The organism is Hymenobacter defluvii (assembly GCF_017589435.1).
Classification (GTDB): Bacteria; Bacteroidota; Bacteroidia; order Cytophagales; family Hymenobacteraceae; genus Hymenobacter; species Hymenobacter profundi.
The window spans coordinates 100,226-112,689 of sequence record NZ_JAGETX010000009.1 but is presented as its reverse complement, the minus strand read 5'-3'; the positions used below and the strand labels follow the sequence as shown (position 1 = coordinate 112,689).

At 62.5% G+C, this 12,464-nt stretch carries 13 protein-coding genes; 11 read left to right on the top strand and 2 right to left on the bottom strand.

Going from position 1 to position 12,464, the window contains the following annotated elements:
• The first annotated feature begins 5 nt into the window (after nt 1-5).
• The 11 genes from J4D97_RS15785 to J4D97_RS15735 all read left to right on the top strand — a co-directional run bounded on the left by J4D97_RS15785 (nt 6) and on the right by J4D97_RS15735 (nt 11,558).
• Nucleotides 6-1,151 (top strand): efflux RND transporter periplasmic adaptor subunit, encoded by a 1,146-nt coding sequence (locus J4D97_RS15785; protein ID WP_208308387.1) that lies wholly within the window; start codon nt 6-8, stop codon nt 1,149-1,151.
• 19 nt (nt 1,152-1,170) lie between these two features.
• The gene (locus J4D97_RS15780; protein WP_208308386.1) at nt 1,171-1,656 is read left to right on the top strand and encodes a YybH family protein; all 486 of its coding nucleotides are present in this window, start codon (nt 1,171-1,173) and stop codon (nt 1,654-1,656) included.
• Nucleotides 1,657-1,734: 78 nt separating this feature from the next.
• On the top strand, nt 1,735-4,956 hold the full coding sequence (locus J4D97_RS15775; RefSeq protein ID WP_208308385.1) for an efflux RND transporter permease subunit: 3,222 nt from the start codon (nt 1,735-1,737) through the stop codon (nt 4,954-4,956).
• Between the two features lie 10 nt (nt 4,957-4,966).
• Nucleotides 4,967-5,551, top strand: coding sequence for an AraC family transcriptional regulator (locus J4D97_RS15770; RefSeq protein WP_208308384.1), 585 nt, complete (start codon nt 4,967-4,969; stop codon nt 5,549-5,551).
• 114 nt (nt 5,552-5,665) lie between these two features.
• A complete protein-coding gene (locus tag J4D97_RS15765) occupies nt 5,666-5,998 on the top strand; it encodes a four-helix bundle copper-binding protein (RefSeq protein WP_208308383.1) in 333 nt (110 codons plus the stop codon).
• A gap of 143 nt (nt 5,999-6,141) precedes the next feature.
• Nucleotides 6,142-6,351, top strand: a complete 210-nt coding sequence (locus J4D97_RS15760; RefSeq protein ID WP_208308382.1) for a heavy-metal-associated domain-containing protein — start codon at nt 6,142-6,144, stop codon at nt 6,349-6,351.
• Between the two features lie 201 nt (nt 6,352-6,552).
• Nucleotides 6,553-9,132, top strand: a complete 2,580-nt coding sequence (locus tag J4D97_RS15755; protein ID WP_208308381.1) for a multicopper oxidase domain-containing protein — start codon at nt 6,553-6,555, stop codon at nt 9,130-9,132.
• Nucleotides 9,133-9,297: 165 nt separating this feature from the next.
• Nucleotides 9,298-9,822: a hypothetical protein gene (locus tag J4D97_RS15750; RefSeq protein WP_208308380.1), complete on the top strand. Its 525-nt coding sequence runs from the start codon at nt 9,298-9,300 to the stop codon at nt 9,820-9,822.
• Nucleotides 9,823-9,865: 43 nt separating this feature from the next.
• The gene (locus tag J4D97_RS15745) at nt 9,866-10,207 is read left to right on the top strand and encodes a VOC family protein (protein ID WP_208308379.1); all 342 of its coding nucleotides are present in this window, start codon (nt 9,866-9,868) and stop codon (nt 10,205-10,207) included.
• Nucleotides 10,208-10,274: 67 nt separating this feature from the next.
• Nucleotides 10,275-10,730 carry a DUF305 domain-containing protein gene (locus J4D97_RS15740; RefSeq protein ID WP_208308378.1) on the top strand — a complete coding sequence of 152 codons (456 nt, stop codon included), beginning with the start codon at nt 10,275-10,277 and terminating at the stop codon, nt 10,728-10,730.
• Nucleotides 10,731-11,021: 291 nt separating this feature from the next.
• Nucleotides 11,022-11,558, top strand: a complete 537-nt coding sequence (locus tag J4D97_RS15735; protein ID WP_208308377.1) for a DUF6122 family protein — start codon at nt 11,022-11,024, stop codon at nt 11,556-11,558.
• Between the two features lie 126 nt (nt 11,559-11,684).
• Here J4D97_RS15735 and J4D97_RS15730 read toward each other — a convergent pair whose 3' ends face one another.
• Entirely contained in the window at nt 11,685-11,861 is a 177-nt protein-coding gene (locus tag J4D97_RS15730) for a hypothetical protein (protein WP_208308376.1), read from the bottom strand.
• Nucleotides 11,862-11,874: 13 nt separating this feature from the next.
• Complete coding sequence (locus tag J4D97_RS15725; protein ID WP_208308375.1) at nt 11,875-12,135, bottom strand: hypothetical protein; 261 nt, start codon at nt 12,133-12,135, stop codon at nt 11,875-11,877.
• Nucleotides 12,136-12,464 lie beyond the last annotated feature (329 nt).

The window sequence follows — 12,464 nt, the reverse complement described above, 5'->3', positions numbered from 1 at the left end:
CGGACATGAGAACCACACATAAATTTCTGGTCGCCACGGCCGCGGCCGGATTGGTCCTGACCGTGTTGTTGCCTCCCCCGGCCCTGGTACAGGCGCACGGGGGCGAAGACCACGGCGGCGAAGCCAAAGCCAGCACCGGCGTGGCCCTGACCGACGAGGTACTGCTGCCCAAGGAAAGCCAATTTCTGTTTCAGGTGCAAACCACGCTGGCCGCTTTCTCCACCACTTACAGCCGGGCCACGCTCTACGGTACGGTGTCGGCCGCTGCGGGCGGAGAAGGCCGCATCGTGGTGCCCCAAGGGGGACGCATCGTGAGTTTGGCGGCGAAGGTGGGTCAACCCGTGCGGGCCGGCCAGACGCTGGCCGTCATCGAGCAAACCCTCGACGCCACCCAGCAGATTGGCCTCAGCACCGAGCGCGCCAACGCCCAGGCCGAGCTGCGCGCCGCCCAGCAGGACTACGCCCGCCTGCAAAGCATCGCCGACATCGCCGCCCGCAAGGACGTGGTGGCCGCCGAGCTGCGCCTGCGGCAGGCCCGCCAGAATGCAGCTATCTACAATGGTCAGGCCCAGCAGCGGCGGGTCAGCATCACCTCGCCCGTGAGCGGGACGGTGGACGTGTTCAATCTAGCGGTTGGTCAACAAGTAAGCCAAGGCGACGAGCTGTTCCGGGTCATCAATCCCGGCAAGCTGCGCGTGGAAGCGCAGGTGTTTGCCCAGGACCTGGCCAAGGTGACGCCCGGGGCCGTGTTTCGGGTAGAAGGCCTGCAGGGGCAGCCCGGCGTGCCCGCCCGACTGGTGGTGTTCTCCAACGTCGTGAACCCCGTGAACCAGGCCCGCCAGCTGGTGCTGGAGCTCGATGCCCAGGAGGGCAGCGCCTACCGCGCCGGCCAGGCCGTGAACGTGCAGGTCGTGGGCCAGACCGGCGGCGGCAAGCCGCAGCTGACCGTGCCCACCTCCGCCATTACCGACTTGAATGGCAAGCCCGTGGTGTTCGTGCACACCGAGCCGGAGCGCTTCAAGATTCGCTACGTGCAGCCCGGCGCCGCCAGTGGCGAGCAAACCGTGCTGGTGCAGGGCCAAGTGAACGAAAACGACCGGGTGGTGACCACTGGCACCTACCAGCTCAAGTCCATTTACCTCAATCAATAATTCCTCCTTGCTTCCCGCTATGCGCCGTTTCCTTGTTGCCCTGCTCGCCGTGCCCGCTTTGTCGGTCCCGGCCCTTGCCCAAACCACCGCCCCGGTCGTTTCGGCCGACGAAGCCGCCGTGCGCGCCGTGCTGAAGCAGTACCAGCAGGCCGTGCAAAAGCTCGATACCACCGGCACTACCCGGCTGTTCGTGGCCAACTCCGTGGTGCTGGAATCGGGCAGTCGGGAAGGAACCTACGCCCACTACCGGGACCACCACCTGGGCCCCGAGCTCAAGGAATTCAGCTCGTTCACTTACAGCGACTACAAGGCCGACGTGACGGTGGACGGCCCCTACGCCTTCGCTACCGAAAGCTACACCTACACCATTGGCCTGAAAAAAGGGCCCAAGGACACGGCCGTGCCCGCGCCCATCAAGCGGCGCGGGGTGGCCACCAGCGTGCTGCGCAAGAACGCAGCCGGCCAGTGGCAGTTCGTGAGCAACCACAATTCGGCGCGCAAGTAGCCGTGCCCTCCCCTTGCCGGGATACCCCTTACCTGACCAGCCGCGGCCTTGTGCCCGGCCGGACTTTGCTTTTTGACAATGCTTGACAAGATAATTCGCTTTGCCCTGCAGAACCGCCTGCTCATGCTGGCCTTTGCCGTGGGCCTCCTTATTGCCGGCACCTACACGGCCAAACAACTGCCGGTGGACGTGCTGCCCGACCTGGACCGCCCCCGCGTGACCGTGTTCCTGGAAGCCCCCGGCATGGCGCCCGAAGAAGTGGAGGCCCTGGTGACCCTGCCCGTGGAAACGGCCCTGAACGGGGCCACCGGCGTGTCGGCCGTGCGCTCCAACTCCGCCATTGGCCTGGGCATGGTGTTCGTGGAATTCGACTACGGCACCGACATCTTCACCGCCCGCCAGATTGTGAGCGAGAAGCTGCAAACCACCGGCGAGCAGCTGCCGCAGGGCATTACGCCGGTGCTGGGGCCTATCTCCTCAGTCATGGGCCAGATTATGCTGGTGGGCTTGTCGGGAGGTAAACAGACCAACGCCGCCGATTTGCGCACGCTGGCCAACTACACCGTCCGGCAGCGCCTGCTCAGCATCCCCGGGGTGGCCCAAGTCATTCCCATTGGCGGCGACAACCTGCAATACCAGGTGCTGCTGGACATGCCCCGGCTCAACGCCACGGGCCTGACGGTCAACCAAGTAGAAGAGTCGCTGCGCAAGTCTAACCTGAATACCACCGGTAACTTCTTCGACCGCCAAGGCTCGGAGGTGCTCATCCGCAACCTGGGCCGGCTGCGCTCGGTGGCCGACATCGAGAACATCATCGTGGGCTACCGCGAGCAGTCGCCCATTCGCGTGGCCGACGTGGCCAAGGTGGAGTTCGGCGCCCGCTTCAAGCGCGGCGACGGCAGCGTGAACGGCCAGCCGGCCGTGATTCTGAGCATTGAGAAGCAGCCGGGGGCCGCCACCGTAGGCCTCACGGAGGCCGTGGAAAAGGCGCTGGTCGAGCTTAAGCCCTCACTGCCGAAAGACGTGCAGGTGAATACGCGCCTGTTTAAGCAATCCGAGTTCATCGAGTCGTCGATTTCCAACGTGGAAGAGGCCCTGCGCGACGGCGCCATTCTGGTGGTCATCGTGCTGTTTGCCTTCCTGCTGAACGTGCGCACCACCTTCATTTCGCTGGTGGCCATCCCGCTGTCGTTGCTGGTGACTGCGCTTGTGTTCCGCTTCGCCGGCATCAGCATCAACACCATGACCCTGGGCGGGCTGGCCATTGCCATCGGCGAGCTGGTCGATGACGCCATCGTGGACGTGGAAAACGTGTACCGGCGCCTGCGCGAAAACAAGCAGCGGCCCAATCCGCAGCCGGTGCTCAGGGTAATTTACGCTGCCAGCTCCGAGGTGCGCAACTCCATCGTGTACGCCACCATCATCGTGGTGCTCGTGTTCCTGCCCCTGTTCGCGCTGGAAGGGATGGAAGGGCGCATTTTCGCCCCGCTGGGCATTGCCTACATCACCAGCATCGTGGCCTCGCTGTTCGTGTCGCTCACCGTCACGCCGGTGCTCTGCTACTACCTGCTGCCCAAAATGAAGCAGATGGACCACCCCGAAACCGATGGGGGCCTGGTACGCTGGCTCAAGAAAAAAGATACGCGCCTGCTGGGCTGGGGCCTGCAACATCCCAAGGCAATACTCGGAGTAACCGGGGCGATGTTCGTGGCGGCCATGGCGCTGATTCCTTTCTTCGGCACCGAGTTCCTGCCGCCCTTCAACGAAGGCTCGCTGACAGTCAACTTCTCGGCGCCCGCCGGCACTTCGCTCACCGAATCCAACCGCCTGGGCAGCCTGGGCGAAGCGCAAATGCTCAAGATTCCGGAAGTGGCCTACACGGCCCGCCGCACCGGCCGTGCCGAGCTCGACGAGCACGCCGAATCCGTGAACAACTCAGAAATCGAGGTGGCCTTCAAGACCGAAGCCGAGCTGGAAAAAGAGGGTAAAACCATGCGCAGCCGGGACGAAATCCTGGCCGACATGCGCGACAAGCTCAGCGTGATAACCGGCGTGAACGTGAACATCGGCCAGCCCATTTCCCACCGCCTCGACCACCTCTTGTCGGGCGTGCGGGCGCAGGTAGCCATCAAGGTGTTCGGCAACGACCTGCTGGAATTGCGCCGCTACGCCAACGAAATCCGTGCGGCTGCCAGCACGGTGCCCGGCGTCGTGGACCTGCAGGTGGAAAAGCAGGTGCAGATTCCGCAGCTGCTCATTCGGCCCCGCGACGAGGCCCTGCGCGCCTACGGCATGGAGCGCGGCGAAGTAGTGCGTGACCTGGAAACGCTGTTCCAAGGAGCGGTGGTCTCGCAGATGCTCGACGGGCAGCAGCGCTTCGACCTGGTGGTGAAACTGCCCGAAGCGCAGCGCAACGACATCGCCACCATTGGCCAAACCCGCATCGAAACGCCTTCCGGGGCCATGATACCCGTGAGTCAGGTGGCTGAAATCGTCTATGAACCCGGCCCCAACACCGTCAACCACGAGAACACCCAGCGCCGCATTACCGTCTCGCTCAACGTGGCCGAGCGCGACCTGGGCTCCACGGTCAAGGAGATTCAGGCTAAAGTGAACGCGCAGGTGAAGCTGCCGCCGGGCTACTACCTGACCTACGGCGGGCAGTTCGAAAGCCAGCAGTCGGCTTCGCAAAAAATTCTCTGGCTGAGCTTTTTCTCCTTGGCCGGCATCTTCCTCGTGTTGTTCTCGCACTTCAAGTCCAGCTACATGGTGGGGCAAATCATGCTCAACATTCCGCTGGCCCTGATTGGCTCGGTGGTGGCGGTGCTGCTCACGGGCGGCACCTTCAGCATTGCCTCGCTGGTGGGCTTCATCACCCTCACCGGCATTGCCTCGCGCAACGGCATCATGATGATTTCGCACTACATCCACCTCGTCGAGCACGAAGGAGAGAAGTTCGGAATGCCGATGATTATCCGCGGCTCCCTGGAGCGCCTGGTGCCGGTGCTGATGACGGCCCTCGTGGCCGCGCTGGCCTTGGTGCCGCTCACGTTGGCCAAGGATGCGCCGGGCAAGGAAATTCTCTACCCCGTGGCCACCGTCATCCTCGGCGGCCTGCTCAGCTCCACCTTCCTCGATATCATCGTCACGCCCGTGGTTTTCTGGCTGGTAGGGGAGAAGGCGCTGGCCCAATACTTCACTTCGCACCAGGAAGTGGGCCTGGACGAGCACCCGCAGGAATTGGACGCGCAGCCGCTCACGCCGCCCGCCGACCAGAACGACTTATCACCGGCCCTGTAATCCCCGCTCCATGGCCTCCACCCTCTACATCCGGCACATGGTCTGCGTCAAGTGCATCCTGGTGGTGCGCGAACAGCTCGTGGAGCTCGGGCTGGTGCCACTGCGCGTGGAGTTGGGGGAGGTGGAGCTGCGCGACGACGCCGCCACCATCGACTGGCTCCGGCTGCGGCAGTGCTTGAAGGCGGAAGGCTTTGAGCTGCTGGAACGGCTTTCGCCGCAGCAGCGGCTGGTGGCCCAAATCAAGGAAGTCATCGCCCAGCTGCTGACCACCGAGCCGGCCGCGTTGCGCAGCGGCCACTTTTCGCGGCAGCTCAGCCAGCGGCTGCAGCGGCGCTTTGCCTACCTGAGCGACGTGTTTTCGGCCACCGAAGGCCTGAGCCTGGAGCAGTACGTCATCCGGCAGCGCGTGGAAGCCGCCCAGCGCCTGCTGCGCGAGGGCACCCTGCCCGTGGGCCGCGTAGCGCGGGAGTTGGGGTATTGCAATCTAGGGCACTTGTCGCGGCAGTTTCAGCGCGAGACGGGCACCTCGCCGAGCCAGTACCGGCGCGAGCATAGCCTGGTACCAACGTTAAGTCAAGTAAGCGGTGAGCCGTAACTGTTTTGGGCAAACCATTTGAATTATGCAGCCCCAGCGGGGCAATCGTGCACAACACGCGCCGCGGCAGGGAGTATATCAGTGAATACCATCACCAACCTAACCTTTCACTCCATGCATTCCCAAAACCAAAGCCTCCTCGCCGCCCTCTACGCCTGCGTTAACGCCTGCGAACACTGCGCCACCGCCTGCCTGCAGGAAGATGACGTGAAAATGATGGCCCGCTGTATTCAGTTGGACCGCGACTGCGCCGACATCTGCGCCCTGACGGCCCGCTTCGTGGCCCGCGGCTCGGAGCACGCCCAGCACCTGCTGCGCGAGTGCGCCGAAATCTGCAAGGCCTGCGGCGACGAGTGCGCCAAGCACACGCAGATGCAGCACTGCCAGGAGTGCGCCGAGGCCTGCCGCCGCTGCGAAGAAGCCTGCCGCCAGGGCGTGGCCGCCTAGTCCCGCGCTTCCCTGACGGTCAGGCACCGGGAAATCATGCAAGTGCCCGGCGCAATTCTGTACCCGGTTCGGGACACCTTTGCCCCAGCTTTGCGTGTTGAACTTGTACGAACCCGCTTCGGGTACGCTAACCCTGTGTCATTATGAAAACCCTTCAATTCAAAACCAACATCAATTGCGGCGGCTGCATTAAAGCCGTGACGCCCACGCTCAACCAGCAAGCCGGCCCCGGCAACTGGCAGGTAGATACCGCTAACCCCGATAAGCTACTGACCGTCAATTCTGATACGCTCACCGCCACTCAGGTGGTGCAGGCCGTGGAAGAGGCCGGATTCAAAATCCAGGCAGCGTAGGCAGTTGTCTTATCAAACAAAAACGCCCGGTGAGGCCGGGCGTTTTTGTTTAGGCACTGGCGTGTGCCGTATGAGCAAATAACGGTTACCCGTACGCTGACGGGTCTTAAAACGGCTTCATTGTGGCATCTGCACTCGTATGCCCATTGGCAAGCTACTCTGCTGGTCTGCCCGTTTCCGGGGAGGCTCTTTTCCCTTTCTATGAGAATCATTACGCAGTCCTTTTTAGCGCTACTCTTTCTGCTACTTACCACCCGGCCAGCCTGGGCTCAGATGGATACAGCCGTGTATCAGCTGACTATCCGCCAGGAACTTGTAAATAAAGCCGGCAAAGCCGTGCCGGCCATGACCGTTAATGGCGGTATTCCCGGTCCGACTATCCGCTTCCAGGAGGGCGGCTACGCCGTCATTTACGTGAAAAATGAGATGGACGTGGAAACGTCGGTGCATTGGCACGGCCTACTGCTGCCCAATTTCTATGATGGCGTGCCCTACCTTACCACGCCCCCCATCCGGCCCGGCCAGACCCAGAAATACGAGTTTCCCCTCAAGCAGGCCGGCACCTATTGGTACCACTCGCACACCATGCTGCAGGAGCAGAGTGGCGTGTACGGGTCCATCGTTATCGAGCCCCGGCAGGAGCGCCTGACTTACGACAAGGACCTGGTGATGGTGCTTTCGGACTGGACCAATCAGCAGCCCAAAAACGTGCTGCGCTTCCTCAAGCGGGGCACCGAGTGGTACAATATCCGCAAGGGCACGGCCACGCCGCTCAACCGCGTGGTTGCCCGCGGGGCCTTCGGGGCCCAGCTCAACTTCTGGAAGCAGCGCATGGAGGGCATGGACATTGCCGACGTGTACTACAATGCCTTTCTGGTGAATGGTCAGCCCGTGCAGCACTACCCCGAGTTCAAGCCCGGTGAGCGGGTGCGGCTGCGCATCATCAACGGCTCGGCCTCGACGCAGTTCTGGATGACGTTTGGGGGAGAAGACCCGCTGCTGGTGGCTGCCGACGGCCAGGACGTGGTGCCGGTGCCGCACAACAAAACCTTTATTGCGGTAGCCGAAACCTACGATTTCCTGGTAACCGTACCGGCCAACGGCCAGCTGGAGTTCCGGGCCATGGCCCAGGATGGCTCCGGCACTACCTCGGCCTACCTGGGCACGGGGCCGGTGCTGAAGGCCCCGGTGCTGCCCCGCCCCGATAAAATCGGCCTGATGCAGCAGATGGCCAAAATGGACATGCGGATGGGCGCGCCCGCTCTCAAGTTCCGTCCCCACCACGTCGACCCGCAGCAGATGAAGGCCAACTGGGGGATGCAGATGGGTAAGAAGGGGAAAGATGACGGCATGAGCGGGATGCAGGGCATGAAGATGGACGGCCCGAGCGGCATGTCGAAAGGCCCGAAGCTCCGGCCCGCTGCCGGCTCGCCCGCCGACACTATGCCCGCCGGCCACCAGATGCCAATGGCCGGAATGCCGATGAGCCATGACATGAGCCGGGCCGACCCGGCCGCTAAGCCGATGACAATGGCCGACAGCACTGATATGGCCGGGATGAGAATGCCTGGCGCCGACGCCCAGCAGGCCAGCCCGAAAACTGGCACTGACGCGCGTATGGCCGGCATGAAGATGAACGACGCGAAGACGGGCAACAGACAGCCGGACGACGCGAAGATGGCCGGCATGAAAATGAACGGTGCGGGCGGTGATGGCAAGATGGCCGACATGGATATGTTCTCGGAGTATGGCTACGATTACCTGCGCGCCCCCCAGAAAACGATTTATGCCGACACCATACCCGTACGCGAGATTCTGCTCAACCTGACCGGCAACATGCAGCGCTACATCTGGAGCCTGAATGGCGTGCCGCTGTCGTCGGCGGATAAAATTCCCATTCGGGGCAACCAGATTACCCGCATCACCTACAACAACCTGACGATGATGCACCACCCCATGCACCTGCACGGGCACTTTTTTCGGGTCATCAACGAAAACGGCGAGTACTCGCCCCTCAAGCACACCGTGAACGTGCCGCCCATGAAACAGGTGACCATTGAGGTGCTGGGCAACGAGTACGGCGACTGGTTTCTGCACTGCCACATTCTCTACCATCTGGTGGGCGGCATGGCCCGCATCGTGAGCTACGACACGCCCCGCGACCCGCGCCTGAAAGGCTTCCCGGTGAGCAAGCTGGTACACGAAACCAACAAGTACTACACCTGGGGCCGCCTCGACGCGGCGTCCCACATGAGCAGCCTGAACCTGGTGTCCTCCAACGTGCGTAACCAGTTCAACCTGAGCGTGGAATATGGCTGGAACCGCAACATGGAAACCGAGGTCAGCTATGAGCGCTACCTCTACGACTACCTGCGCGTATTCGGGGGCGTGAACGTGGAGAACACCCGCCGCCGGGCGGCGCCGGCGCCCAGCGAGCAGGGGCCCGGCCCGATGACAACCGAAACCTCGACTACGGCGGTGGCCGGTCTGCGTTTCCTGACGCCCTACCTGTTCAGCCTCGACGCCCGCATCGACAACCAGCTGCGCCCGCGCCTGAGTCTGGGCCGCGAAATCATGATTTTTCCCCGCCTGCTGGCCTTCGGCTACTACGAGTACCAGGCTGATTTTGGCTGGGTAAACAAGCTGGAAAACAACCGCCGTTTCACCAAGGAAGTCGTCTGGAACACCGGCCTGGAGTACATGCTTTCCCGTAACTTCTCCCTCATGGGTAGCTACGACAACCGCTTTGGCGGCGGCGGCGGCCTGACGGTGCGTTTCTAACGCCTGAAGCGGAAGCCCCCGCACCGCTGGCCCCGGCTGGTCCGGGCATTTATCGTTCGAGTTCTGGCCGGCCTGGGCACCTATGCCGACAAGTTCACGGCCACCCTGGGCCTGCAGCACGCTTCTAACCACGGGTAGCGCCGTTGGCCGGTCCCGTTTACGCTTATGAACATTACCCGTCAAACCTTGCTGCTAGGGTGGGGGCTCACCGTCACCGGGGCCTACCTGCTCACCGAATATTTCGGCCACGCGCTGGAGGAACCCCACAGCGCCATTCTCTGGACCTGGGCCGGGACCATGCTGCTGCCGGTGGTGCTCACGCTGGCGCTCGGCCGCCGGGCCAATGCGCTGGTGTGGGTGTGGGCCGGGGCCACGGCGCTGGCGATGCTCGAAAACTTCGGGGCCCACGCCGCCGAAGCCAAGCCGCTGATGCAGTTTAGCTTTCACGCGCTGTGGTTTCTCTTTGGGGCGGCGGGCTTTGCCTATACAGCCGTAGCCGTAAAGGGCACCGCCCGCAAACAGCTCTACGCCGGCGCGGCCATCCTCAACCTGCTAGGGGCTATTATGGTGGGGCTCAACCCCGACTTTCTGAAAGGCTACCAGTACCTCGTGCTGGCCCTGATTCAGGGCGTGCCCATGCTGCTGGACCTCCCGCTGCGCCGGCGGCACGAGGCCCAGGCCAACCAGTAGCCGGCGGGGCCGGTATTTCCGGTAGACATACTTGTTTTCGCTTATGGCCACTCGCTACATTTTCGCCCCGGACCTGTCCGCCTCGCGGCGCTGGTATGCCGACGTACTCAACCTGCCGGCAGACATTGCGCCGGCAGATGCCGCCACGCTGCACCTGCCCGGCGCCGATACCCTGGTGTTTTCCGCCCAGGCTCCGCCCGGGGCGCACGTGCTCCCGGTGGAGTCCGTGGACGCCGCCCGGCAGCGGTTTGAGCACCGCCCGTTGGTGCCGGGCGAAAATCAGGGACGGATAGTAGCGGCCGGACCAGGTCATCTCACCCTGGTCGACCCGGCCAACAATGAGCTCACGCTCCTCGAACCAACCGGCGAGGCACTTCCCAGCTGATTTTCTTTATTGATGAACCTGGGTGGACAGCTTAACCGAACGCCCCTAACCAACATCCCTCGCCTGTATGGAACATAAGAATCCCTATCCCCGCTTTTTCCTGATGCTGGCCGTCTCGCTGGTAGCCATGTATCCCGTGATGTACCTGAACGTCTACGAATGGGACCACGTGTACTTCAGCCTGACGCGCGTGTACATGGCCTTGCTCATGCTGGTGCCCATGACTTTTATTATGATGGGCTTTATGTGGAGCATGTATCCCGACAAGCGCCGCAACGCGCTGATTATGGGCGGCAGCCTGGTGCTGTTTGCGGTGGTCATCTTCATGGTCCGCACGCAGGTGTTCGTCGATGATAAGTTGTGGATGAAAGCCATGATTCCGCACCACTCCATTGCCATTCTGGTCAGCAAGCGGGCCACCATCAAAGACCCCGAAGTGCGGGCTCTGGCCGACAGCATCATCAGCGCCCAGCAGCGCGAGATTGGCCAGATGAAGCGCATGCTTCTCCGCCTGCAGAAGTAGCAGCCCGGGGCAACGCTACCGGCACCCGGCTTTTACCACAAGCCCCCTATGCTTCCATTGCCTGTCTTCCGCGTCATGCTGTACGTCACCGTCGGTCTAACGCTGGTACTGGCTAGTTGCCGGTCGTCCGTTGTAGTCCCTCAGTTTCCCGCTTCCGCTGGATATCGCCCCCCGCCGAGGGCCCCGCGCGTTGATACGGCAGTGGTGGTTAACGCCCCCGGGCACCCTGTCACCCCGCCGGGAAAGAGTAAGCCGGAGGTGCGGCCTCGGGAAGTGAGCTCGCCGGCCCACGTGCGCAGGGAGAAAAAGGAGCCGGTGGGCAAATCAGGCAGGGGGCATGCTAAAGCCGCGCCCGGGGATACCGCGCGCGGTGAAACCCGGCCGGTAGCGCCGCGCGGGCTCCGCCGGCAGTTCCCAACGAAGCTGTTCAGCGCCCAGACGCTGGTACATTACAGCCTGCACTTTCTGTTTCCGGCCGTGCTGGCACTGGTGTTTTTCCCCTTGATGTGGCAAGCCGCCTACCTGATGATGCTGGCCACGATGCTCATGGACCTGGACCACCTGCTGGCCAAGCCCATTTTCGACCCGCTGCGCTGCAGCATCGGGTATCACCCGCTGCACTCTTTTTACGCCATCCCCCTGTACGCGCTGCTGCTGCTGTTTCCGGCAACGCAACCGGTTGCCATGGGCCTGCTGTTTCACCTCATCACGGATACGGTAGACTGCTTGTGGAACTTCAGCCATTGCCACGAGTGCTACCTCCGCTCCCGTATTTATGCATTGCGCAGTTGGGTGCGGAAGCTTCTAAGCCGCAAGGCAATGGACTAATACTGCTTACACGCCTGCACCAGGGCGCTCACGCTCAGCGTGGCCGTGGCGTCGGTAGTGTAGTTGTCGTTGTTCACGCATACGAACAAGCGGCGAGTGCCGGAGGCAAGGTAATGGGCGCGTTTCCTAGGGCGTGTTGAGCGCCGCTCGCAGGCAGACTTTGTCTTTGCTGATGGTGCCCTTGGTGTCCAGGAATTGCTGGGCGGCGTCTTCGTCTGGCGAGATGTACCGGTGGCACTTGGTGCTGACGGTGGGCGGAGCGTTGTTGCCTTGCTTTACCAGGGCCGAAGCGGCCGTTCCCAACAGCGCCGGTGCGCTAGCCGACTTTGGTCACGGCGCTCACCAGCTGGTAACCGCCCGCCTCCAGCGCCGCCTGGATGGCCTCCAGGTCGGGCCCCTTGACGTGGGCAGTAGCCACTTCGGCTTCGCTCACGGCTACGCGGTCTACCACCAGGCCTAGCCCCGTGAGCTGCTCGCGCACCCACACGATGCAGTCCGGCGCGCACATGTTGTCGATGGTGAGTACGTAACGCAGGAGTTGCGTCATGCCGGCAGTATCATCAGCGGAAAGGGACATAGCAGAGCTCTTTGAATACCTGCATTATAAGGCAACGCTTCGAATGCAACGGACGTGCGCTTCGGTGCGGTGCTGGCCGCGTCTGGTAAAGACCACCCGTTCGCCGAAAGCCGCACCACTTTAGTCTGTACGTACTAGGCGGGGAATTGGGCTTATCAGCTAATGAAGGCAGGTTACCAATCGCCCAACCCTCAGAAACCCGCCGCCAAACAATGTCCCAAAGTATCTGGCTTAGCCGGGCCACCTCACCCGAGCAGTGGCAGACTCGCTCGCTCACAGGAATCCTGTAATTGAAAAGTGGGAATATGATTAACCTTTTGTGCCGCTGG

Bases quoted from the DNA above. Each gene is read 5' to 3' on its own strand.
- J4D97_RS15725 (WP_208308375.1), bottom strand. From the start codon at position 12,135: ATGTCCCTTTCCGCTGATGATACTGCCGGCATGACGCAACTCCTGCGT.
- J4D97_RS15755 (WP_208308381.1), top strand. From the start codon at position 6,553: ATGAGAATCATTACGCAGTCCTTTTTAGCGCTACTCTTTCTGCTACTT.
- J4D97_RS15785 (WP_208308387.1), top strand. From the start codon at position 6: ATGAGAACCACACATAAATTTCTGGTCGCCACGGCCGCGGCCGGATTG.
- J4D97_RS15760 (WP_208308382.1), top strand. From the start codon at position 6,142: ATGAAAACCCTTCAATTCAAAACCAACATCAATTGCGGCGGCTGCATT.
- J4D97_RS15780 (WP_208308386.1), top strand. From the start codon at position 1,171: ATGCGCCGTTTCCTTGTTGCCCTGCTCGCCGTGCCCGCTTTGTCGGTC.
- J4D97_RS15740 (WP_208308378.1), top strand. From the start codon at position 10,275: ATGGAACATAAGAATCCCTATCCCCGCTTTTTCCTGATGCTGGCCGTC.
- J4D97_RS15750 (WP_208308380.1), top strand. From the start codon at position 9,298: ATGAACATTACCCGTCAAACCTTGCTGCTAGGGTGGGGGCTCACCGTC.
- J4D97_RS15775 (WP_208308385.1), top strand. From the start codon at position 1,735: ATGCTTGACAAGATAATTCGCTTTGCCCTGCAGAACCGCCTGCTCATG.
- J4D97_RS15745 (WP_208308379.1), top strand. From the start codon at position 9,866: ATGGCCACTCGCTACATTTTCGCCCCGGACCTGTCCGCCTCGCGGCGC.
- J4D97_RS15765 (WP_208308383.1), top strand. From the start codon at position 5,666: ATGCATTCCCAAAACCAAAGCCTCCTCGCCGCCCTCTACGCCTGCGTT.
- J4D97_RS15770 (WP_208308384.1), top strand. From the start codon at position 4,967: ATGGCCTCCACCCTCTACATCCGGCACATGGTCTGCGTCAAGTGCATC.